This is a genomic window from Pontibacillus chungwhensis BH030062, from assembly GCF_000770675.1.
Taxonomy (GTDB): domain Bacteria; phylum Bacillota; class Bacilli; order Bacillales; family BH030062; genus Pontibacillus; species Pontibacillus chungwhensis.
In genome coordinates this window covers 1-22,408 of the sequence record NZ_AVBG01000021.1, presented here as the reverse complement: position 1 = coordinate 22,408, position 22,408 = coordinate 1, and the positions used below count along the sequence as shown (strand labels likewise).

General features: G+C 41.9%; 21 protein-coding genes. 12 read left to right on the top strand and 9 right to left on the bottom strand.

Annotated elements, in window-relative coordinates:
- Positions 1-18 precede the first annotated feature (18 nt).
- Positions 19-285, top strand: a complete 267-nt coding sequence (locus tag N780_RS18080) for a phosphocarrier protein HPr (protein ID WP_036787411.1) — start codon at positions 19-21, stop codon at positions 283-285.
- A 218-nt stretch (positions 286-503) separates the two neighbouring features.
- Here the strand turns inward: N780_RS18080 and N780_RS19635 are convergent, their stop codons facing one another.
- On the bottom strand, positions 504-677 hold the full coding sequence (locus tag N780_RS19635; protein WP_084599750.1) for a YpzG family protein: 174 nt from the start codon (positions 675-677) through the stop codon (positions 504-506).
- Positions 678-689: 12 nt separating this feature from the next.
- Positions 690-848: a small acid-soluble spore protein K gene (gene sspK / locus N780_RS18075; RefSeq protein WP_036787409.1), complete on the bottom strand. Its 159-nt coding sequence runs from the start codon at positions 846-848 to the stop codon at positions 690-692.
- 140 nt (positions 849-988) lie between these two features.
- On the opposite strand from sspK, the gene N780_RS18070 reads away from it, so the two are divergent.
- A complete protein-coding gene (locus N780_RS18070; protein WP_036787406.1) occupies positions 989-1,255 on the top strand; it encodes a YfhJ family protein in 267 nt (88 codons plus the stop codon).
- A gap of 78 nt (positions 1,256-1,333) precedes the next feature.
- On the opposite strand, the gene N780_RS18065 is transcribed toward N780_RS18070, so the two are convergent.
- A complete protein-coding gene (locus tag N780_RS18065; RefSeq protein WP_036787403.1) occupies positions 1,334-2,314 on the bottom strand; it encodes a metal-dependent hydrolase in 981 nt (326 codons plus the stop codon).
- A 92-nt stretch (positions 2,315-2,406) separates the two neighbouring features.
- On the opposite strand from N780_RS18065, the gene mutY reads away from it, so the two are divergent.
- Positions 2,407-3,459, top strand: a complete 1,053-nt coding sequence (mutY, locus tag N780_RS18060; protein WP_036787467.1) for an A/G-specific adenine glycosylase — start codon at positions 2,407-2,409, stop codon at positions 3,457-3,459.
- 409 nt (positions 3,460-3,868) lie between these two features.
- On the opposite strand, the gene yfhS is transcribed toward mutY, so the two are convergent.
- Positions 3,869-4,093 (bottom strand): mother cell protein YfhS, encoded by a 225-nt coding sequence (gene yfhS / locus N780_RS18055; RefSeq protein ID WP_036787400.1) that lies wholly within the window; start codon positions 4,091-4,093, stop codon positions 3,869-3,871.
- Between the two features lie 151 nt (positions 4,094-4,244).
- Between yfhS and N780_RS18050 the strand changes: the two genes are divergently transcribed.
- The 3 genes from N780_RS18050 to N780_RS18040 all read left to right on the top strand — a co-directional run bounded on the left by N780_RS18050 (position 4,245) and on the right by N780_RS18040 (position 7,213).
- Complete coding sequence (locus tag N780_RS18050; RefSeq protein WP_036787397.1) at positions 4,245-4,442, top strand: gamma-type small acid-soluble spore protein; 198 nt, start codon at positions 4,245-4,247, stop codon at positions 4,440-4,442.
- 297 nt (positions 4,443-4,739) lie between these two features.
- Positions 4,740-5,270 (top strand): nucleoside tri-diphosphate phosphatase, encoded by a 531-nt coding sequence (gene ntdP, locus N780_RS18045; protein WP_036787395.1) that lies wholly within the window; start codon positions 4,740-4,742, stop codon positions 5,268-5,270.
- A 164-nt stretch (positions 5,271-5,434) separates the two neighbouring features.
- A complete protein-coding gene (locus N780_RS18040; protein WP_036787393.1) occupies positions 5,435-7,213 on the top strand; it encodes an ABC transporter ATP-binding protein in 1,779 nt (592 codons plus the stop codon).
- Positions 7,214-7,599: 386 nt separating this feature from the next.
- On the opposite strand, the gene N780_RS18035 is transcribed toward N780_RS18040, so the two are convergent.
- From N780_RS18035 to N780_RS18025, 3 genes are all read right to left on the bottom strand, one after another.
- On the bottom strand, positions 7,600-8,673 hold the full coding sequence (locus N780_RS18035) for an FUSC family protein (RefSeq protein ID WP_036787392.1): 1,074 nt from the start codon (positions 8,671-8,673) through the stop codon (positions 7,600-7,602).
- 192 nt (positions 8,674-8,865) lie between these two features.
- Entirely contained in the window at positions 8,866-13,392 is a 4,527-nt protein-coding gene (locus N780_RS18030; RefSeq protein ID WP_052115161.1) for a glutamate synthase-related protein, read from the bottom strand.
- A 371-nt stretch (positions 13,393-13,763) separates the two neighbouring features.
- Positions 13,764-15,074, bottom strand: a complete 1,311-nt coding sequence (locus N780_RS18025; protein WP_052115160.1) for a glutamate-1-semialdehyde 2,1-aminomutase — start codon at positions 15,072-15,074, stop codon at positions 13,764-13,766.
- A gap of 194 nt (positions 15,075-15,268) precedes the next feature.
- On the opposite strand from N780_RS18025, the gene N780_RS18020 reads away from it, so the two are divergent.
- Complete coding sequence (locus tag N780_RS18020; protein ID WP_036787387.1) at positions 15,269-15,685, top strand: potassium channel family protein; 417 nt, start codon at positions 15,269-15,271, stop codon at positions 15,683-15,685.
- 53 nt (positions 15,686-15,738) lie between these two features.
- Positions 15,739-16,209, top strand: a complete 471-nt coding sequence (bcp, locus tag N780_RS18015; RefSeq protein WP_036787385.1) for a thioredoxin-dependent thiol peroxidase — start codon at positions 15,739-15,741, stop codon at positions 16,207-16,209.
- Between the two features lie 96 nt (positions 16,210-16,305).
- On the opposite strand, the gene abc-f is transcribed toward bcp, so the two are convergent.
- Positions 16,306-17,898: a ribosomal protection-like ABC-F family protein gene (abc-f, locus tag N780_RS18010; protein ID WP_036787383.1), complete on the bottom strand. Its 1,593-nt coding sequence runs from the start codon at positions 17,896-17,898 to the stop codon at positions 16,306-16,308.
- A 615-nt stretch (positions 17,899-18,513) separates the two neighbouring features.
- On the opposite strand from abc-f, the gene N780_RS18005 reads away from it, so the two are divergent.
- The 3 genes from N780_RS18005 (at position 18,514) to perR (ending at position 20,587) form a co-directional block, all read left to right on the top strand.
- Positions 18,514-19,464 (top strand): D-2-hydroxyacid dehydrogenase, encoded by a 951-nt coding sequence (locus tag N780_RS18005; protein WP_036787380.1) that lies wholly within the window; start codon positions 18,514-18,516, stop codon positions 19,462-19,464.
- A gap of 2 nt (positions 19,465-19,466) precedes the next feature.
- The gene (locus N780_RS18000) at positions 19,467-20,024 is read left to right on the top strand and encodes a cob(I)yrinic acid a,c-diamide adenosyltransferase (protein WP_036787377.1); all 558 of its coding nucleotides are present in this window, start codon (positions 19,467-19,469) and stop codon (positions 20,022-20,024) included.
- 125 nt (positions 20,025-20,149) lie between these two features.
- The gene (gene perR, locus N780_RS17995) at positions 20,150-20,587 is read left to right on the top strand and encodes a peroxide-responsive transcriptional repressor PerR (protein WP_084599748.1); all 438 of its coding nucleotides are present in this window, start codon (positions 20,150-20,152) and stop codon (positions 20,585-20,587) included.
- Between the two features lie 97 nt (positions 20,588-20,684).
- On the opposite strand, the gene N780_RS17990 is transcribed toward perR, so the two are convergent.
- Positions 20,685-21,059 carry a YgzB family protein gene (locus N780_RS17990; protein ID WP_036787372.1) on the bottom strand — a complete coding sequence of 125 codons (375 nt, stop codon included), beginning with the start codon at positions 21,057-21,059 and terminating at the stop codon, positions 20,685-20,687.
- 128 nt (positions 21,060-21,187) lie between these two features.
- Between N780_RS17990 and N780_RS17985 the strand changes: the two genes are divergently transcribed.
- On the top strand, positions 21,188-22,063 hold the full coding sequence (locus N780_RS17985; RefSeq protein ID WP_036787369.1) for a nucleotidyltransferase-like protein: 876 nt from the start codon (positions 21,188-21,190) through the stop codon (positions 22,061-22,063).
- The last annotated feature ends 345 nt before the right edge of the window (positions 22,064-22,408 follow it).

The window sequence follows — 22,408 nt, the reverse complement described above, 5'->3', positions numbered from 1 at the left end:
TAAAAGGAGAGATTTTTCATGGCAGAACAAACAGTGAAGATTACAGCTAAAGACGGTGTGCACGCACGCCCAGCAACAGTACTTGTTCAAGAAGCAGGTAAATACGAAGCAGACGTTACCCTTGACTACAATGGTAAAAGCGTAAACCTTAAATCAATCATGGGTATCATGTCTCTAGGAATCCCTTCAGGCGCAGAAGTAACATTCAAAGCTGAAGGTAGCGACGAAGATGCAGCACTTAAAGCAATCATCGACGTTGTTAAAAACCAAGAACTAGGCGAATAATAACCAAACGAAAAACCAGCATCCTTAAGGATGCTGGTTTTCTTTTGCGCTCACCCTTTATCGAGGTAGAGGGTTACAGCGTGCCAGACACCCTTTAGTTCGTTAAAGAGATGCTACATAAAAGAAGACGAGCCGGCTAAGGGCTCGTCTTCTTTCTTTTTAGGAATAACACTCTTTGCTTTTGTGAAGCGTTATAGTGTTTTACTTCCTAGCCAGCGTTAGTTACGTTTGCGCATCTGGACTTTGGTGATGATTTCGGATTGAGATTGCTGGGTCTCTCCGTTTACTTGATCGAAAGCGTGTTTCGCACTAGCTCTCGGAGATTGGAAAGGGTCACTGTATAAATTCTTGAAAAAACGTTTATCTTCACGTTTCTCTGATTTATTGGCCACGACAGGTCCCTCCTAGAAATTTGTGTGATCGCGTTGGGAAGATTTGCGCGCTCGTTCTTGTGGGCGCGTGTTTATGGTGCCGTTTGCACGTTTAGCTCCGTATTCGGATTTAGCACGTGCTTCACCATTTGGCTTTTTCTCAGGAAATCCCACGGTTTTATTTCTTACCATTCTAATCCCTCCTGAGTCATCTCTTACACCTTTCTAAAGAACAAGGTCTTTAAAGTGGTGTAAGCATAGTATGTGCATCTAGACCTGAGCTATGTGATACAATGTAGGGTAGATTGTTGGAAGTAAAAGAGGTGAATACCATGGAAGATATTTTTGATCGATTAGCGAATCGTCTTTGTGAAGAAAATGATAAGCTAAGCATGTATCAAGCACGGATTTGGGTAGAGTACTTGTGGGAAGATTTTGAAACAACAAGAGCCAAAGCTGGGCGTGAATATGAGGGGAAACAGATGACAGAGCAGATTGTTATGCAATGGATTAACAGCTATGGTTCCCGTCTTCATGACTTTATGAGTCAAAACCCCCGTTACCAGCACTTATTCAATGATGATCAACAATTGCACTAATGAAGGATATAGGACATACATTGTTTTTCGGAGGCGTAAAAAGACACGGAATAGCTATTCCGTGTCTTTTTCATCCTTTCATGTCGGTAAGATGTCTAACTTCTTCTGCAACTTTTCTTCTGAGAAGATCCATCCGGTATAGGAAGATAAAATATTTAGATCATCATCTAATGTTACGACAGCCACGAACGGGTAGCGTTCATTGGACCGATAACGCAAGTCAATCAACCTTACCTCCGTATAATCATCGTATTCATCAATCTCCCAGCGATAGACCGGTGAGAATGAAAGGAAGGCGTCCATATTTTCGTCTTCGATGGCCTTTTGCATAACGGGTAAATCAGGTAGTGGTTTACGCTTGAATTCATCAAGTATTTCAATTTCGCCGTTTTCGGCACGACCAACGTAAAACTTATCCATCGTTGTAATGGCTAGCCGCCACTTATTATATCGAATGGTCGGAGAAGTCACGATTTGCTCAACATGATCATAATGGTTCTTGATTTTATTTACCATTTCACGTTTAGTGAAATATCGTTTAAGATAATAAAGGACGAGTACAAACCAGACGATAAGGAAGGTTATTCCAGGATTAGCACCAAGCGCCCAAGCGATGATGCCAACAATATGAAGACCGAAAATGTACGGATCAAACGTGTTAATAATCCCGTAGGCAACCCATCTATTTGAGAATGGTCTGTATGCTTGAGTGCCGTATGCATTAAATACATCGACAAATACATGCAGAATCACGGCGAAGAAAGTCCATAACCATAAATGAAGGAAATCCACCTGAGGGAAGAATGCGTAGATCAATCCTGCGATTGAAATCCCCCATAAAGCAACAGCTGGCATTGAATGGGTAATTCCCCGATGGTGACGAATATAGACTGCGTTATTGCGAAGTTTGTTAACGGTATCGAGGTCAGGAGCTTGAGAGCCAGCCATTACGCCAATGAAAACGGCGTTGAATAAGGCTGGATCGCTTTGTACAGCAGGGTCTAGAGTAGCTAGTCCTCCTAAAGCAACTCCCATAACAACATGGGTACCAGTGTCCATCTTAAGCCTCCTTGTAGACTCTCTTCGATTTTTTAGATAATTTTATTGTAACAAAAGGGTGAACAATTGTGAAAAATGAACCAACTTACAATATGCTCGAAGGCTTTGATATAGAAGCCTTTCGCAATGATTTAATCGAGTGGTTCCGAGCTGAACAACGAATACTCCCTTGGCGTGAGAATCAGGACCCTTATCGTGTTTGGGTATCTGAAATTATGCTTCAACAAACAAGGGTTGATACGGTAATTCCATACTTTCAAAACTTTTTAGAGAAATTTCCGACTCCACAAGCTCTCGCTTATGCTGAAGAGCAAGAAGTATTAAAAGCGTGGGAGGGCTTAGGTTACTATTCCCGTGCACGCAATTTGCAAACAGCCGTCCGTGAGGTAGTAGAATCCTACGACGGCAAGGTGCCAAATAATGAAAAAGAACTTGGTTCCTTAAAAGGTGTAGGGCCTTATACTCGTGGGGCGATCTTAAGTATCGCCTATGACCTTCCATCTCCTGCTGTGGATGGAAATGTCATGCGTGTGTTGTCCCGTATTTTGATGATTGAAGAAGATATTGCCAAGCCAGCCACAAGAAAGATCTTTGAATCGCTTATACGAGAGTTAATATCAAAAGAAGATCCATCTGCTTTCAATCAAGGTTTAATGGAGTTAGGCGCTCTTGTGTGCACACCTAAGAGCCCATCTTGTCTTCTGTGTCCGGTACGCTCTCACTGTCGAGCTTTCCATCAGGGGAAAGAAACCGAGCTTCCTATTAAGTCTTCTAAAAAGAAGCAGAAACGCCTGTCCTATATGACGCTGGTCCTAAAAGATCAAGAAGGACGATATGTAGTCGAACAACGTCCTGATACCGGGTTACTCGCTAATCTTTGGCAGTTTCCAATGGTGCCGATGCAGCAAGTAGACCGAGAAAAAGTCCAAGATTGGGTAAAAGACCATTATGGTTTGGATATTGATCTATTGAATACAGTGGACCATATCAAACACACTTTCTCCCATGTTATTTGGGATATGGAAGTGGTGACCGCTTCAGCAAGTGGAGAGTTGCAATCTAAAGTTGCACGTTTTGCTGCAAAAGAAGAGCTAGAAGAGTTACCGTTCCCGGTTTCTCACCAAAAAGTTCATAAACATTTATAGAAAGAGAACTGCCCCTTGACTATGGGGCAGTTTTTTACTTAGTTTCCTTTACTCACTGCGGTGCAGTCCAGCCTGTACGTTGCTAAACGGGCGCTTTTGCTTTTGTATCATCCAGCTACAGCGCCCAGCAACTAGCAGACTTCCTTCACCTCCGGTCGATAAGTCAACATCAATTCGCTGTCGCTCACCGTGTTTCCTTTATCTCACTGCGGTGCAGTCCAGCCTGTACGTTGCTAAACGGGCGCTTTTGCTTTTGTATCATCCAGCTACAGCGCCCAGCAACTAGCAGACTTCCTTCACCTCCGGTCGATAAGTCAACATCGATTCGCTGTCGCTCACCGTGTTTCCTTTATCTCACTGCGGTGCAGTCCAGTCTGTACGTTGCTAAACGGGCGCTTTTGCTTTTGTATTAGTCCACCACTGGTTTTGTTCCGGATGTCCATGTGGCTTCTCGTCTTTGGAAGCCCCCGCGGTTTTGGATTTCTTGGTTAATTTCTCTGAGGATGGTGGTTCCTTCAGAGTTAAGGTAAGGAACCATCTGACTTAAAGCATGTTGAAAATAAACGAGTTCATCTTCACGCCAATCGTCTTTTTTTGTCATTGTGAGTTCGGTCATATCTCTACCGATATACATATTTGATCCCTCCCATATATATATAGGATGAGCATTTTGAACGTCACCTATACCGATAGGCTGTTGTGATAAATGGATTTTAATGGAATATAAATTCGTGGAATAGCTTTAACGATTTCTGCACAATCTAGTTGTTGCGGAGGTGATTAAGTTGGCTAAAAAACAAAACCAACAGCAGCAAGCAAACAAAACAGCTTCAGGTACAAGTGTTGATCACGTGAAACAGCAAAACCAACAGTCTGCACAAGGACAAGGGCAATATGGTACAGAATTTGCTCAAGGTCAAGGTAAAACAGACGTACAACACGTGAAACAACAAAACCAAAAGTCTGCTCAAAAGAAACAATAACAGTAACACTATACTTGGCGGTCGTAACCCCCGAATTCTAACGACTTCCTAAGAAGAAGAGTATCCCTGAAAAGTTCTCTCCCCCTAGTATTCCTTAGCCTAATCGGCCAGGAACCTACGGAAGAGTAGCTTAGGGGGTACTCTTTTTATACATATTATACATAAAAATCCCTTTCTCGCTCTTTAATCTGGTTTTATTATTTCCAATCGTCCCTTGTTATCGTTATAATAATATGAAGGAAAGATATAGAATTTTATAAATAAAGGTCGTGCGAATAGAGGAGAAAGGGAGATTTCATGTCAGTCCCAAAGCCGGGTCAACATATTCAAATTCATAGCTACAAGCATAATGGTCAGTTGCACCGAGTGTGGGATAGCACCACCATCTTGAAGGGTACGAATAATGTGGTAATCGGTGCCAATGATAAAACTAGGGTAACCGAAAGTGATGGTCGTACCTGGGTAACAAGGGAACCAGCCATATGTTACTTCCATTCGAAGTATTGGTTTAACATTATTGGCATGCTTCGAAACGACGGGGTTTATTATTATTGCAATATTAGCTCTCCCTTCGTTTATGATGAAGGAGCAATTAAGTACATTGATTATGACCTTGACGTTAAAGTGTTTCCGGATTATACACATATCCTGTTAGATGAGGATGAGTATGAAATCCATCGTGAAGATATGAACTATCCCGGTGTTTTAGACCACATTCTAAAAAATAATGTGAATCATTTGCTTCGTTGGGTAAGGCAAAGAAAAGGGCCATTCTCACCGGAATTTATAGATCAATGGTATGAACGTTATTTAACCTACTTATCGTAAGTACAAGAAATGTCCTAAAAGGGGACGGATCCCAGCAAGTTTTGGGATTGTCCCCTTTTATGTTCGTTGAATGGTTTTGCACGATCAGAATGACTACTTTGTTGATATCTTGTTCTTGAGGTGGGAGAACGTTTTTTCAACAACATAGAGAAAGAGGTGACACCATGGGTAGCGTGAAGCGCTATATGAACTTTGTGAAGCCATATAAATGGAAGATTGTATTAACGGTGTCAATCGGGATATTGAAATTTGGTATTCCGTTGTTGATTCCACTGCTTTCTAAATATGTAATTGATTCAATTCTTAACAACCCTGACATGACCCAGGCAGAACAAATCGATCAACTGCTCTGGCTCATGGGAGGAGCCTTTATTGTATTTGCTGTAATTCGACCGCCTGTTGAGTATTTCAGGCAATATCTTGCTCAATGGGTTGGAAACAGTATTCTATTTGATATTCGAGAGAAATTATTTGATCATATTCAACGACTTAGCTTACGCTTTTATTCTAAAACAAAGACTGGGGAAGTTATATCTCGTGTCATTCACGATGTGGAACAAACGAAAAACTTCGTTATGACAGGACTTATGAATATATGGCTAGATATGATTACCATTGTCATTGCCATTGGTATCATGCTTTATATGGATGTTTGGTTAACACTCGTTTCAATTTCTCTGTTTCCACTTTACGGATTTGCTATTAAATTCTTTTATTCTAAATTACGGAGATTAACAAGAGATCGTTCTCAAGCTTTGGCTCAAGTACAAGGACATTTGCATGAAAGAGTCCAGGGGATGCCTGTTGTGAGAAGTTTCGCTCTTGAAGATTACGAACAGGAGCAATTTACTGTTCAGAATAGAAACTTCTTGAATAAAGCACTTAGTCATACAAGCTGGAATGCGAAGACGTTCAGCGTAACATCCACGATTACCGATATCGCACCACTTATCGTAATTGGGTTTGCGGGTTACTTTGTCATCCAAGGTAATATTCAAATTGGTACGATGGTCGCGTTTATTGGTTACATGGAGAGGGTTTATAGTCCGCTTCGTAGGCTTGTAAGCTCTTCAACGGTTCTAACTCAATCGTTAGCATCGATGGACCGAGTATTCGAATTCATGGATGAGACGTATGACATAAAAGATAAGGAAGGCGCAGAGAAGCTCGACCGCGTTCACGGTGATGTGGAATTTGACCATATCTCTTTCCGTTACGATGAGGATGAAAGTCTTGTGCTTAAGGATCTTTCTCTGAACGTTAAGAAAGGCGAAACGATTGCGCTTGTAGGAATGAGTGGTGGAGGAAAATCGACCCTCATTAGCCTTCTGCCTCGATTTTACGACGTAGAATCAGGAAGTATTAAGATTGATGGAAAAGATATACGAGATGTAGAAGCTCGCACGCTTCGTGATAAGATTGGTATGGTTCTGCAGGATAACATCTTGTTTAGTGAATCGATTGCGATGAACATTAAGATGGGGAACCCTGACGCTTCAGATGATGAAATGATTGCAGCAGCCAAAGCGGCTAATGCTCATGATTTCATTATGAGTCTGCCTTATGGGTATGACACCACTGTAGGGGAAAGAGGCGTCAAATTATCAGGAGGGCAGAAGCAGCGTGTAGCCATTGCGCGCGTATTCTTAAAGAATCCACCTCTGTTAATCTTAGACGAAGCAACCTCCGCACTAGACCTTGAAAGTGAGCATTTAATACAAGAGGCCTTAGAAAAACTTGCTGCAGACAGAACGACCTTTATCGTTGCTCACCGTTTATCAACAATCACTCATGCGAATCGCATTGTGTTGTTAGCTGATGGTGAGATTAAGGAAGTTGGTAGTCATGAAGAGTTGATGAATAAAAAGGGTGCGTATTATGATCTTTATCAAGTACAGCAACTGGATGACGCCGAGCCTGAAACTGAATATTTAGGAACATAAAAAAGAAGGAGAGGGACCGCACCGCGCGGCTCCTCTTCTTTTTTTATGTAAAATGGGGTCCGTTACCGAGTGGGGCCTAGGGCTTGCTGTGGGACAACTCGCTTTCCTGCGGGGAGCTGGTAAGCCTCCTCCTTCGCTGACGCTCCGTCCGGGGTCTTACCTAGGCTCCTCACCCCGCGGGAGTCTCGTCGTCCCACAGCAAGCCCTGACGTTAATGGGTGAACGGACCGCTTATTACAGGTTGTCTTAATTCTCTTTCCTCCCATATTGTATAGGATCACGGAAAGCGAGTGATTCTCAGGCCCATCTTACACTCCATCGAAGCTGACGGAAATGTCATTTTAACGATCGTCAAATGAAAAGTAGACCCTATCCATGGACAGGGTCTACTTTTTAATCGTCTTAATATGCTCGCTCGTATGATAAAGCTGATAACTTGAGAGGAGTTTTTTCAAGTGTGCCATTTTTTGATGGTAATCCATTAATTTTGTGGCAAGGGGGAGAAACATTAATTTTTCTTCTTCTGTTTCTTTCTCCTCGTATATATCAATTAGATGTTCAACGAGCTTTGGAATGTTGGGTTCGCCTGCTTCTTCTATGGGATCTGATTCGTGAAAACGGATTCTGCCTTTAATAGAGAGAATGAGCTTCTCGTGGACATGAATAACCTTATCAATTTCGTTAACAAGTGTCGTTCGAAACTCAGCTGGAACCTTATCCATTTCGTTTTCTAGACTGCTAAATGTTTTTAATACCTCGAAAGCTTTACGTGTAGTTGAGATTAAGTGTTTGAACAAAATGAGTTTGCGGGCCTTTTCGAAACGACGTTTTTTGAAATACGTTCGTTCTTCTTTAAATAAGCTATACGTATGATCTAAGTTGACCATTGCACCTTCTAGTCTTTCGATCTCCTCACGAAGAGCAGGGCGATCGGATAAGTGACGTGTGGTAATACGCAGCCACTGAAGGATGTCACTTGTATGCTGGTCCACTTGATTAAAAAGCTTTGTTTCATATTTTGGCGGTAAAAAGACTAAGTTTACGACAAAGGACGCGAAGATTCCAATCATTAAAGATGAGAAGCGTAGCATTGTAAATGGAAGCAGATCCATCTCGGTTGATTCCATAATGGCAATTACAGCAACAAGGGCAAGGAGGATCGTATTCTCCTTCATGCCAAACTTCACACAAACTCCAATAACGAGGACAATGGTGAATCCCATAATGAACGGGTCGTTACCAAGGGAGATCAAAATGATATAGGCTACAATAGCACCTATAATATTTGCTTCTACCTGTTCAACAATGGATTGATACGACCGGTAAATTGACGGCTGTATTGAGAATAAGGCAGCCATCCCGGCGAAAACTGTGCTGGTCTGAAAGGGGAGCGCAGCCGCTATATACATCGCAATGGCTACGGCTAACCCTGTCTTCAGCATGCGTGCACCTAACTTCATTTCATAACCTTCCTTCAGAAGAAAATCCAATAAGCGAGATTGATTATACAATTGTTTTCGTTAAAAGAATAGATCTTCTTTGTAAATCTTTACTAATCTATGTGGACAGTGTCACATACTATTCACAGTGAGTCTAGTATAGAGGGAAATGAAAGGCAAAAAAATACCCTGCACCTGGCAGGGTATCGCTTATTATTCGGTTGATACGGATGGATCTGCTTGAATTTTTTCAGGAACGACTTGAAGGAAGTGTTCTTCAAGATTTTCAAGAAGAAGTTCAAGAGATTCAGCTTCCGCATGCTGGTCATGCTCCTTTAAGACTTCAATGTAGCCAGTAAGCATTTCAGTCACGTCGTCTTTTCCGCCTTCGTTCAGGGGTTCAATTTCAACTTTAGCTCCTTTAGCAATTCGCTTATAAAGGGCTTCTTTTGTTAGTCCCATTTCGGGTTGATGACGAAGGTAAACGGCTCCACCAGTCATCCCAGCACACATCCAAGGTCCCGGATCACCAAGTACGAGACCACGCCCGTTCGTCATATATTCAAAGGCGAACCCTTTAATACTTGAGTAGCACCCGAAATTGCCATCGTGTTCAGCAGGAAGAGGGGACTGTAATTGCTGGCCAATAATGATATCAGCGCCGGATAGTCGAATGCCTGCTCTTGAGTCAGCTGTGCCCTGAACAATGAGTCGCCCTTTTTGAGCGCCGTATCCAAATCCTTTTCCAACTGCTCCGTTAATATATCCACCGTGAGCTCCAGGGGATTTTAAGATAGCAAGGGTTCCACCGAACGCCGTTTTTCCGACACCGTCCTGACCACCACCGATAACAGATGTATCCATACCATCAGTCAGGTAAGCCCCGAATCCATTACCGACTATAGAACCTTCTTTATAGTGAAGTCGAATTGGATCAAGATCACGATAGGATCCATCAAGACGATCACGGACGCGGTGACAAGAAACGCGACTGCTAAGGTTTCGTTGTTCACTTGTTACATTTGAGAATTCCCTGGAATCAAGAAGCTGTTCTTGGTTCCCGTCTAAATATTCTGCTCCTACTGCCATAAGGAGACGTTCTTCCATTCGTTCATATTTCTTCTGATAAGCTTGGATTTCTTCAACTTCGAGTTTTTCTAGTAGAGGGGTTAAATCCATCCAATCTTCACCTCGGTACTGTTCTAGTAAATCAGAACGGCCGACCAGGTCTTGCGTATTGGAGAAGCCTAGCTCAGCTGTTAGGCGTTTAAGTTCTTCACCAAATGTGGTAAATAGATTCATAATCCCTGTAACAGAAGGTTGGTACTCCCTTGGAACGAAGCGGCGGAGTCCGTGCTCTTTTGCTTGTGCTTCTGTTTCAATTTGAGTGGCAATTCCTACGTGACACGTATCAAGGTGACAGCCGCGACAAGCGGTACAACCTACAGCAATCATAGAAAGCGTGCCAAATCCAACTCGATTAGCTCCTAAAAGCATAACTTTCATTACATCAAGTGGACTACGCAGCCCGCCATCTGCCCAAATCTCAACAGAATGACGAAGACCGGCTTCAAGTAGTGCATTATGAGCAGCTTTTACACCGATTTCAACCGGAAGTCCCACGTGTTGAAGAGCGTGAATTCTTGCTGCACCTGTACCGCCATCAAAGCCGCTGAGCGTAATGAAATCAGCCCCCGCTTTAGCGACACCGACGGCGATTGTTCCGATGTTTGGAACAATCGGGACTTTTACGGTAACTTTCGCCTGGTCATTGGCGGTTTTTAGCTCTGAAATCATTTGTGCTAAATCTTCGATAGAATAGATATCGTGATTGTTCGATGGGGAAATTAGATCAGAACCAATTGTCGCATTACGTGCTTCTGCAATTTTAGCGGTTACTTTAGAGCCTGGCAGGTGACCGCCTTCACCAGGTTTTGCGCCCTGACCAATTTTGATTTCTAGTAGATTAGAAGAATTCAATAACTCTGCATTCACACCAAATCGACCAGAAGCGATTTGTTGACCGCGAGTGTTTGGATATTTTCCAAGCATATCTTTAATCTCTCCGCCTTCACCGTTAAAGGAAATCATATTCAATTGGTCGGCAGCTTCAGCATAGGCACGGAAAGCTGTCTCGTTTTGAGAACCAAATGACATGGAAGAGATCATAAATGGCAAATCATGTGTGCCGACACCAAGGTCTACTTTAGATGCGTCTTCTTTATGTTCGTTTGATTTTGGTTGAACTAAGTGACGAATACTGAGCGGATTTTTCTCCTCTAGTCCGTCAATTTTCTCGCGAAGATCATCTATAGGATTTCCTTTCGCTACATCTCCGATTGATTTCCAAAGGCGAGGCCAAGCATGGAAGCTCTTGCCCGGACGAGCTTTTTCGTTTAGGAAATCTTCTCGACGAGCGATTGAATCTTCTTTTAGTGCATTCCAGTTATAGGACAACCCGTCACCGCCAAAGAAGTTTACGATGCGTAGCAATCTTGAGAAATCGTTGTGTAAACCGATACTTGAGAAGAGGCGAGCATATCCTCTTAGTTCGTGAATACCGATCGTTGAAATAACTTTTTCAAGACCTTTATTCAACGCATGATATAAGTTAAGAGTTGGTGTTAATTCTTCCTCAGCTACAGTCGCGAAAAGTAGATAAGGGTTGATTGCATCTGCTCCTAAACCAAATACGGTGATGAGATCATGTAAAGAGCGAATAGAAGCCGAACGTAAAATGATCGATGTGTTTCTCCGTTTATGACTCTCTACGAGTCGTTTATCAATGGCTGAAACGACAAGATGAGGGTCTAGCCAAAGGTGGTCTTCCTGGTGGGTATCCCCATCATTTAAGACAAGAAGTTCAGCACCTTTATCTACGAGTGATTCTGCTTCGTTTGATAAGCGGATGACGGCTTCTTCAATGGATTCATCATCTCTAGCTGTTATAGTGAGAGTTTGAGTAAGTCCATCTTGGTCAAAGCGGTGAAGAATTTGTTCATAAGAAGGTTGCTGTTCTTGAGATGAAATGGTCTGAGCGTGTACACCTTCTACGAGAATCGGCGATAGAAGTTCTAAGTTAAAGGGAGCTTCGTCTTTTGTTACTACATTAGGACGACGCCCTAAAATTGTTCTTGTAGAGAAGTGTTCGGCTTCACGGTCACGGTCAATTGCTGGATTTGTAACAACTGCCACACTCTCTTTAAAATAATCGGCTATGTTTTTACGACCCTGGTGTAAAGAAGCGAGAGGAACATCATGCCCAAGAGAGCGAATTGGTTCTGCTCCTTTTTCAGCCATTTGCTCAAGAAGTTGAATATGTTCCCTGTCCCAACCATATGCAGCATACCACCCATTATGGACATTTGTTACGGTTGGATGGGGTTTAACTGTGTCTGCCTTGCCAGGTTGGATGCGAGAATGGAACCCTTCGAAGTCAAAGCGTGCGCCCATACGGCGGTATACTTCTTCTTGGTAAGCAAAGTGGTCGAATACTTGTAATGTACCTTCTTCATCATATTTGACCCCTACCTTTTCTCCTGGGGAGAGAGGTTTAGGATCATTAACGTACTCGCTATTTGCCCGAATACCAGGTTCTGAACAGAATAGATGAGCATCCATTGTTTCAAGCTGCCATAGTGGACGGAGCCCTAGGGAATCCAAGCTGAAGGCGGCTTCATTTTTGTGTCTTGAAATAATTCCAGCTGGTCCTTGCGCGAAATGACCCCAAGCTTCACGCATGTAGGCATACATGTCTTGGAGGTGAGATGGGTACCGCTTTAATTCGTTTAAAATCGGTGGGAACATTAAATCGAGTGCTTCAAACAAACCATAACCTTCTCGTTTGACGAACGTTTCAATTGTTCGATTAAGGTCCTGTGAATCACTACCGTTACCGGTTAAAGGGACATTGATCATTTCAGCTTCATCTCGAAGTTTAGCGATCGTGTTAATTTCACCATTATGCCCTAGCATGCTAAATGGTTGCACACGAAAAAAGCTTGTAAGCGTATTTGTAGAGTAACGGTTGTGCCCGAGCGTCATGGCAGAAGCGATCTTAGGGTGGTCTAAGTCAGCGAAGTACTGAGGAAGCTGATCTCCTGCACCCATTACTTTATAGACTACGTGATAAGAAGATAAAGACGCGACATGCACATTCTCATCTTCTTCAATCGCAAGGGAAACATCAAATAAAGCACGCTCTAAATTAACGTCTTCATTGTTTGGTAAAAGGGCAATCTGCCAGAAAATTGGCTCTTGTTTTTGCGCAAGAGGGCCTAGTGCTTCTGTGCGTGTTGATTGTTCGTCTTGGTAGATTAATTGAAAACCGTGTTGATTTAAAATGTCTTGGATGTTTGTTTTTATGGTGGTGGTTTGGGCCTGTTTATTGATGAAAAGGTGTCCTACAGTAAATTGAGAGTGGTGGGCAAGGTTTTTGTCTTGTTGTTTAGAAGTTAGTTTCTCTTCCCAAAGGGCTTTTGGTATATCCATATGAATACCAACGCCGTCTCCTTCTTGCTTAGTGAAGCCTGCACGGTGGTTCATGGTCACAAGTGCATTAATAACAGTGTTAATGTTTTCTTTTGTGGGCTTGTTTTCTTTCTGAACACAAGCAACAATTCCGCATGCATCATGTTCATGTTTGTGATAATCACGAAATTCATTAGGATCCCAGTTTACGCGTCTCGATTTGGTCAAGATGACCGCACCTCCTTGAAGATTTACAAATAGAATCGACATTAGGAAGTGAAGAACTTCCTGTAGTCGTTAATGGAGAAAAAGAAGGGCTTTCGCAATAGATTGCAAAAGCCTTGAAAAGTGTTCTGTTCAGAACAAAATCTTTCGGAGCGAAGTGAAAGATTTTTTTGAAAAGGGTAAGAAATGAAAAGTGCACAAACAGATGTACAAATTTTCTGAATTATTTATTATAGTATCATAAGGGGGTAGGCTTTGCAATTAAATATACAGTGATTTGTATGATGGGGCAGAGGGATCTCGGTGTGTGCGAAGTGCTAAAATCGTTGAGAGACCTATGGGTAAGCGTTTTCATAAAAGAGGTAAAAAATCTCCGCAAATATTGTGTCTGCGGAGATGTATAAAAGGCTGTATATTTATTCGCCTGCTAATGCTTTGAATGAAGATTCTACGGCACGTAGCGTTTCTTTAATGTCAGCCTCTGTGTGTTCAGTTGTTAAGAACCATGCCTCAAATTTGGATGGAGCTAAGTTGATTCCTTCTTGCAACATTAGGTGGAAGAATTTCGCGAACATTTCCCCGTCTGTCGCTTCTGCTTGGTCATAGTTTTCAATCTCTACATCTGTGAAGTATACGGTGAGGGCTCCTTTTAAGCGATTGATCTTAACAGGTAGCTTATATGTCTCTGCGTGATGTAAGATGCCTTCTTCCAACATGGCTCCGAGCTGGTCCATTTTTTCGTAGACGCCTTCTTGTTGCAGCACTTCAAGACAAGCAATTCCCGCTGAAATGGATGCAGGGTTACCAGCCATTGTTCCAGCTTGATATGCTGGCCCAAGTGGAGCAATTTGTTCCATGATGTCTACACGGCCTCCGTAGGCTCCGATTGGAAGACCTCCGCCAATAATTTTGCCCATTGCTGTCATATCTGGTTCAACACCGACAATATCCTGAGCGCTACCGTAGTGGAAGCGGAAAGCTGTGATGACTTCGTCGTAAATGACAAGGGCGCCAGCTTCATGAGCAAGGTCGTTTACTTCTTGGAGAAAACCAGGCTTTGGTTCAACGATGCCGAAGTTCCCAACGATTGGCTCTACTAGTACACCTGCAACATCGTCCCCGTATTTCTCAAGTGCCTCTTTGTATGTGTCGATATCATTGAATGGGACCGTAATCACTTCTTGTGCTATGGAAGTTGGGATCCCTGCTGAGTCAGGTGTACCGAGTGTTGCGGGTCCAGACCCTGCTGCAACTAGGACAAGATCAGAGTGTCCGTGGTAACAGCCAGCGAACTTAATGATCTTAGTTCTATTCGTATAAGCGCGGGCTACACGAATCGTTGTCATAACGGCTTCAGTACCAGAGTTCACAAAGCGAACCTTTTCAATAGAAGGAATCGCTTCTTTAATCATCTTTGCGAACTTGTTCTCAAGCTTTGTAGGTGTGCCGTATAACACACCATTGTATGCTGCTTTTGATATCGCCTCAGCAATATGTGGGTGCGCATGGCCTGTGATAATTGGTCCGTACGCGGCTAGATAATCGATGTATTTGTTTCCGTCCACGTCAAAGAAGTAAGCCCCTTCTGCTTTATCCATAAAGATAGGCGTTCCGCCACCAACCCCTTTATAAGCGCGAGAAGGCGAGTTCACCCCTCCGACTATATGGTCCTCTGCTTCTCTATATAACTCTTTCGATCTATTAATATTCAACAAGAAAACCTCCATAAAAAATACTCAACCCCATTTTAACATACACCGTCCCTTTAATGCTTTGCAGAAGAGAAGGGTGTCTGGCACGCTTTTGTGCTGTGCAGAGCTAGAGGGTGTCTGGCACGCTTTAATATGGTGAAGGGAATTCATATTCGGTAGGGCTTGTTTATATGATAGTGATAGGTGGAGGTTTGGGGGAGTGATGGGATATGGTTTGGGTGTTGTTGAGTCTCGTTGTGTTGAGCGTGTGTGGGAGTCTGGCAGGTTTTTTTCGGCGTGATCAAGAAGTTCGTCAGTTATTTTCCTTTCATCACTTTTATACGCTTATTACGGTTTATGGAATCGTTATGATAGGGTTTGGTTTGATCTATTTTATTCTGGCTTCTGAAGGTCTGGTTATATTGCAAGATGAGCTCCTGCAACAAGATTCATTGCTTGACCGTTTTGCTCATTCTGTATATTTTAGCGGGGTAACCCTCATGACGGTAGGGTACGGTGATATTACTCCGATAGGATTAGGAAAGGCGATTGCTTTAATTGAGGCAATGATTGGTTATATCGTGCCGGCTGCTTTTGTTGTTCAATATATGCATCATCACCAGGATGATCCATCAGATAAGTTGTAAGTTCTCCTGAATTTGGTTACCCTTAAAGTAGATTATGTTCAGGAGGGATAGGAATGACTATGGAAATTGGTAAACCAGCTCCAGATTTTGAATTGCCAGCTAACAATGGGGAAAAGGTAAAGCTTTCTGATTATAAAGGAAAAAATGTCGTGTTGTATTTTTATCCAAAAGATATGACGCCAGGGTGTACAACTGAAGCTTGTGACTTCCGCGATCATCATGAGAGCTTCAAAGACTTAGATGCTGTTATTCTTGGTGTTAGCCCAGATCCTGTTGACCGCCATCAGAAGTTTATCGATAAACATGAACTTCCTTTTTTATTATTAGCAGACGAGGAGCATGCTGTCGCTGAAGAATATGGGGTATGGAAGTTAAAGAAGAATTTCGGTAAAGAGTACATGGGGATTGAACGCTCGACCTTTGTTGTTGATAAGGAAGGTAACTTAGTGAACGAATGGCGTAAAGTGCGCGTTAAGGGGCATGTTGAAGAAGCCCTACAATATATAAGAGAAAACCTAAACTAAAAAAACCCTCCATCAAGGAGGGTTTTTTTGTGATAATTACTTTACTGTAATGAAGGGTGCCTGGCACACTTTCATGCGTTAGTGTGTCACTGTGACCTAATTTTGTTTGATGTATTGTATTTTGCGTAATGTGTTCTGATACTCTTGTTCAAGTTCGTCTTTGTCCTCTCTGGTGTCTGGTGTACTGAGTCGGCTTATAATTTCGGATAACTTTGTTTCAAGTTTCATAAGATCGTATTGTTCTTCTTCAGTTGCAGTCGCTCTGGAGTTTCTTTCTGTCCATTGATTATAGGTGCCCTCAAAAACGTTTATGGTATGGTTCTGTAGTAACCACAAGTTGGTGGCTGTTTGTTCTACGAAGCGTCGATCATGGCTTACGTAAAGTACTGTACCGGGAAAATCGTTGATCAATTGCTCTAATGCTGTAATAGCTTCAATATCAAGGTGGTTGGTCGGTTCGTCAAGGATGAGAACATTAAACTGACCGCTCAACAATTTGGCAATAGCCGTTTTAGCTCGTTCCCCTCCGCTAAGAACACGGATGGGTTTATTTACATCTTCCCTCAGAAAGCGAAGGCGTCCAAGAATCGTTCGGATGATGTACTCGGGTAATGGGCTATCTTGTTTCACATATTGAAGAATGGTTTGCTCTTGCGGAAGCTCCTCAATCACTTGAGCAAAATATCCAATACGTGCTTGCTTAGACATGGTTACGGAATCTGTGACAGCCATTAATTGTTTAAGCAACGTGGTCTTTCCGCTACCATTAGAGCCTATAAGGGCTGTTTTTGAACCCGTTTTTAACGATAGTCGATCTATTCGGTATAAAAGAGTGGAAGCTGTACTGGCTGATAATTTTTGTGCAGATAAGACAAATTTGTTGCTTATGGGCTCCATTGAATGAGTTGTCATTTTTAAGTCAGCCCATTCAAACGGCTTCTCTACATGTTCTAACCGCTCCAGGCGTTCTTGCATTACTTTTGTAACGCGCTGGATTTTTTGTTGTTGCCCTTTGGCTTTTCCTTTGTGGAGCTGCCATTCAGAATTTCCCATCCGTGAAGGAGGCTTATTCATTCCTTTTGACTGTTGTTCTTTTTGTTGAATTCGCTTTGTAAGGCGCTTTTTTTCTTCTGTATACTTCTCATAAGCTTCTTGTTGCTGATTGATTTCGACCTTTTTAGCCTTTTCATAAGTGCTGAAATTTCCTTTGTATATAGATATCTCGCCTTCATCAAGTTCCCAAATGGTCGAACAAACCCGATTAAGGAGCTTTCGGTCATGCGAAACAATGACGTAGGAGCTCTTGCATGACAAAAGCCTGTGCTCAAGCTTTTCAATATGTTGCCAATCCAAGTTGTTGGTCGGCTCATCCAAGAAAAGAAGATCAGCCTCCTTCTGAAACAACTCCTCTAATTTCTGAAGTGTTTTCTCTCCGCCACTTAATTGATCCCAGCTCAAATCTTCTTGATCAAGGTCTAACTGATCAAATATAGCAATTTCACCAGATAACTTTACTCTCGTAGTTGCTTCGGTTTTCCCTAGCAAATAGTGTAGTAAAAGTGTCTTCCCTTGGCCGTTTCTCCCGATTAACCCAATGCGGTCTCCTTTATATATGGAAAGTTCGTTGATGCGAAGCAGAGTGCGGTCTGCTATTGAATAATGAATATGGTTAGCGTGTAATAATCTCATAAAAAAAACCTCCCTGGACGCTCCAGAGAGGAAGGTATGTAGACGTACTTGGGCTTATGGCACACCAAATAAATCTTACCGTTCTAGGTGAAAAGTGTGCGTTTGCGCAATTGGCCTGTAAGAAGACATACCTATCCTGTCTGGAACGAGTCGTTTCCAATAAAATGTGCTATTGAATTCGCCTCTCAAACTAGGATTAGTACTTCATTGCGCTAACGTTCACCCTTTCCATAATATTACTATTATTATACTCATGTTTTATATTGAAAATCAACTTAAAAATGGAAAATAAGTATTAGCCTATTTTCAAAACGCTGGGTGAAGGTCCATACCAATTGATAAAGATCAGCGTATAGTACATTAAGAAACCAACCTCCCCTTATTATATAGAGCAACATGTTAAGCGCGGATTTCATCCGCGCTTCCTTTTATGTCTCTAGCACTTTAACGCAGCCCAGGGTGCCAGACACCCTTTACTGCTGTGCAGGGCTGCAGGGTGTCTGGCACGTTTTATTGCGCTAGTGTACGAAAATGTTGTGGAGCATTGATTTCTATGATTTTTTTGGAATAGGTTATAGTATAGATAGTAGGAGTTATAGATAGGGAGGGAATCGTTTGTTTATTTTATCGTCATGTAAGATCAGGAGGGATTTAAGGGAACGTTTAGTGGAGGCCTATCCTTCAGTTACGTTTCAGTTTACAGAGTCGATGGGGGAAGCTGCTTCTTTTTTGTCGGAAGCGGATGTATTACTTACATATGGGGAAGATCTGACGGAAGAACTCGTGGGGGAAGCTGCCCGATTGAAGTGGATTATGGTTTTGTCGGCAGGGTTAGAGAAAATGCCATTTAAGAAGATAGAAGAAAGAGGGATCCTCGTTACTAATTCGAAGGGAATCCACAAAGTCCCAATGGCAGAGTATGCAATAGCAATGCTTCTCCAAACAGCAAGGAATACTCGTTTATTGCTAGAAAACGAAAAGGCCCACGAATGGGACCGTAACGTGAAGCCTGTTGAAATTACAGGCAAGACGATGCTCATCGCAGGGACAGGGGCGATAGGTCAGGAAGTCGCTCGTCTTGCTCAGGCGTTTAGAATGTACACAATCGGTATATCGAATAGTGGCAGGGCTAAGGAACACTTTGATAATGTATATACGAAAGATGAACTAGAGGCGCATCTGCCAGAAGCTGACTTTGTCGTTTCAGTGCTTCCTAGTACAGAAGAAACTAAGAACTTTCTTAAGAGAAAGCACTTTGAAATAATGAAAGACGAAGCGGTCTTTCTTAATATGGGCCGAGGTGATGTAGTGGATGGGGATACTTTACTGCATGTAATGGAAGAAAAGTTAATTCACCATGCAATATTAGATGTATTTGAAGTAGAGCCTTTACCTGCTGCTCACCCATTCTGGGAGATGGGGAATGTGACCGTAACACCTCATTCTTCAGGGATGTCTCCTCATTATCAACCAAGGGCTATGTCAATCTTTGAAGAAAACCTACGTACTTTCCAAGCTGGTGGGGAAGTATTTGTGAATCAAATTGATCCAAGAAAGGGGTATTAATAATGAAGATTTATACACGATCTGGTGACAAAGGTGATACATCGCTTATTTACGGGGACCGGGTGCCGAAAAGTGATGCACGAGTCGATGCTTATGGTACTTGTGATGAGGCCAACTCCATGATTGGGTTATCATTAAGTTATTTAAGAAGAGAAGACTGGCCGGAAAAACAAGCCTTCTGTGACACGATGCAACGTGTGCAAACCATTCTCTTCCATGTAGGTGCTGAACTTGCGACCCCTCAAGGGAAAGAAGTGAAGTGGCAACTCACTCAAGGGCATATTGACGAGCTAGAAAAGCAAATCGACAGTTGGGATCAAGAACTAGAAGCTCTTCAGAACTTTATTCTCCCATCAGGTCATGAAGCCTCTGCTGCTTTACACACTGCCCGTACCATTGTAAGGAGAGCAGAACGTAGTGCCGTAGTCGTGAAAGATGAGTTAAATAACCCACTTGTTCTGACATATTTAAATCGATTATCTGATTTCTTATTCGTAGCAGCTCGATTTGTTAATAAGATGACAGGTGGTAAAGAAATGCCCCTACGAGCTGATGTGTAATATATGTAAATAGCCTTGGTATCAAGCGAGTTACGTTGACAAAAAGAGTCACAAGGGTATACACTATTTATAAAGATTTTAATGTAATAATATTGTTTATATGAAAATATGTGAAAGCGAGGTGCATGACGGTGTCTGATCATCGACTTCGTGAGGCTTTGGACACATTAAAAGATTCTGGCGTCCGTATTACACCCCAACGTCATGCGGTGCTTGAGTTTCTCATTGATTCCATGTCTCATCCAACCGCAGATGACATTTATAAAGCATTAGAAAACAAATTTCCAAATATGAGCGTTGCTACGGTATACAACAATCTTCGTGTATTCCGTGAAATTGGATTGGTTCGTGAATTGACTTATGGCGATTCATCAAGCCGATTTGATTGTAACACCTCAGAGCACTACCATGCGATTTGCAATAATTGTGGAAAGATCGTCGATTTCCATTACCCATCACTTGATGAGGTAGAATCGCTAGCGGAGCAGGTTACAGGATTTGATGTTAGTAACCACCGAATGGAAGTGTACGGAATTTGTGAAGAGTGTAAATCAAAGCACTAAGGTGAGAGTTCTTTTTAAAGAACTCTCATTTTTTATGGATATGCAAAAGACCTTGAAGAGTGTATACTCTGCAAGGTCTTTTCAATTAACTGTGAATTTACTTTTGATTTTCTGTATTTTTTTGATATCTTTTAGAATTGTACCGTTCATCGAATTCTTTTCCTTCAAGATCTTTATCTAAAGTTAAGGGCTCATTACAGTGCATGCACGCGTCAACGCGTCCTAATAGTTTTGTTGGCTTGCCGCAATTAGGGCAGACAACTTTTATTGTTTTGGTGGATAACATCCCGATCCAAAAGTACACAACTGTGCTCAGGGTGACTGAAAGAAGCCCAAGGATCATAAAGATACTCATTAGCCACATTTTATCTTTAAATAAGAGGCCAACATACATGATGCCAAAACCGATAAATACTAAACTTAGCGCAAACGTGCGTATCTTGTTTATTTTGTTCGAGTACTTAACGCCCAACCTTTTCCCTCCTAACATTTTCAATTGGTAGTATAGCATATTTCTAGGAGAGAAAGCGTCGTCGAAAAAAGGATTTTCTGTGAATGTGTCGAAATTAATCACTATCTTAGTATTTGGGGGAAAGTAGTATGGAAGATGTGTTACGTCCGATCTACCAAGAACGCGCTAGTCAGAAAAACACATTAGGAATTTTGATTATAGAAAAGAAAAAGCCCATTAGCCCTGTAACAGATAACTTTGATGTTATTTTATTAATTATTGTACGAGGAGCTACTCAGCCTTGGTACGTTAAACATTATGAATTTGAGAACAAAAATGCCGCCATGCACATTGTGGATGAGGACCAACTTACCAATTGGATCGATACGAGCTCATTCCGCAGAGCTGTAGAGTGGGTAATAGAGGGTCGTGTTGTATTCGATCGAAACGAGTATGTAACTTCTTTAAAAGAAAACTTACGTAACTTCCCGCAGGAAAAGCGTGATTTGAAAAAGGCAATCGAATTCGCTAAGCTCATTCGAACGTATGGAGAATGTAAAGATCTATATGAAACGGAACAATACATGGATGCTTTTAGTAAAATGATTCATTCATTACATTACTTAGCTCGTCTCTCTGTTATAGAAAAAGGCTTCCACCCAGAAGTGACAGTATGGAACCAAGTGAAAAGAATAGAGCCAGAAGTTTACAAGCTCCATCAAGAATTGAGTAAAAGTAATGAAACGCTAGATAAACGAGTTCAGCTTATGCTTTTAGCTACTGAGTTTGCAATTAATTCAAGAACGATTAATTGTGCAAAACATTTAATAGAAGTAATGGGCAGTAAAGAAGAGCCTTGGGCATATGGGGAGTTGATGGTTCATCCAGATATTCAACCATACGCGCTTGATCTTGGAGCACTTTTAGATTACCTAGTTGATAAGGAAATTATTGAAGCTGTTCAAATCGAAACAAAAGGCAAGAACTTATATCACAGAACGTATCGGTTAAGAAGGAATGACTAAAATTAAACAAGCCTCCAACAATTCTTAAAAAAGGGTTGCGTAGGAGGCTTTTTTCTTTTATTATAGTTAAGCGGCTTTAAGAGAGCCCGACAAGCTTCGAGAAAATATCAAAAGAAATTAACAAAAGTTATTGACGATGTTTTCTCAAGGTGATATAGTATTACTTGTCGCTGAAACGGCACACACATTTTCGGACAGCCAACAAAACGGCATCGAAAAAAATCAAAAAAACATTGTTGACAAACAAAACAACGAAATGTTAAGATGATTAAGTCGCTGTTAAACAGCAGGCAAACAAAAGAAACATTTGATCTTTGAAAACTGAACGAAACAACATGTAACGTC

Bases quoted from the DNA above. Each gene is read 5' to 3' on its own strand.
- N780_RS18080 (WP_036787411.1), top strand. From the start codon at position 19: ATGGCAGAACAAACAGTGAAGATTACAGCTAAAGACGGTGTGCACGCA.
- sspK (WP_036787409.1), bottom strand. From the start codon at position 848: ATGGTAAGAAATAAAACCGTGGGATTTCCTGAGAAAAAGCCAAATGGT.
- N780_RS18070 (WP_036787406.1), top strand. From the start codon at position 989: ATGGAAGATATTTTTGATCGATTAGCGAATCGTCTTTGTGAAGAAAAT.
- N780_RS18065 (WP_036787403.1), bottom strand. From the start codon at position 2,314: ATGGACACTGGTACCCATGTTGTTATGGGAGTTGCTTTAGGAGGACTA.
- mutY (WP_036787467.1), top strand. From the start codon at position 2,407: ATGCTCGAAGGCTTTGATATAGAAGCCTTTCGCAATGATTTAATCGAG.
- yfhS (WP_036787400.1), bottom strand. From the start codon at position 4,093: ATGTATATCGGTAGAGATATGACCGAACTCACAATGACAAAAAAAGAC.
- ntdP (WP_036787395.1), top strand. From the start codon at position 4,740: ATGTCAGTCCCAAAGCCGGGTCAACATATTCAAATTCATAGCTACAAG.
- N780_RS18040 (WP_036787393.1), top strand. From the start codon at position 5,435: ATGGGTAGCGTGAAGCGCTATATGAACTTTGTGAAGCCATATAAATGG.
- N780_RS18035 (WP_036787392.1), bottom strand. From the start codon at position 8,673: ATGAAGTTAGGTGCACGCATGCTGAAGACAGGGTTAGCCGTAGCCATT.
- N780_RS18030 (WP_052115161.1), bottom strand. From the start codon at position 13,392: ATGTCGATTCTATTTGTAAATCTTCAAGGAGGTGCGGTCATCTTGACC.
- N780_RS18025 (WP_052115160.1), bottom strand. From the start codon at position 15,074: ATGGAGGTTTTCTTGTTGAATATTAATAGATCGAAAGAGTTATATAGA.
- N780_RS18020 (WP_036787387.1), top strand. From the start codon at position 15,269: ATGGTTTGGGTGTTGTTGAGTCTCGTTGTGTTGAGCGTGTGTGGGAGT.
- bcp (WP_036787385.1), top strand. From the start codon at position 15,739: ATGACTATGGAAATTGGTAAACCAGCTCCAGATTTTGAATTGCCAGCT.
- abc-f (WP_036787383.1), bottom strand. From the start codon at position 17,898: ATGAGATTATTACACGCTAACCATATTCATTATTCAATAGCAGACCGC.
- N780_RS18000 (WP_036787377.1), top strand. From the start codon at position 19,467: ATGAAGATTTATACACGATCTGGTGACAAAGGTGATACATCGCTTATT.
- perR (WP_084599748.1), top strand. From the start codon at position 20,150: ATGACGGTGTCTGATCATCGACTTCGTGAGGCTTTGGACACATTAAAA.
- N780_RS17985 (WP_036787369.1), top strand. From the start codon at position 21,188: ATGGAAGATGTGTTACGTCCGATCTACCAAGAACGCGCTAGTCAGAAA.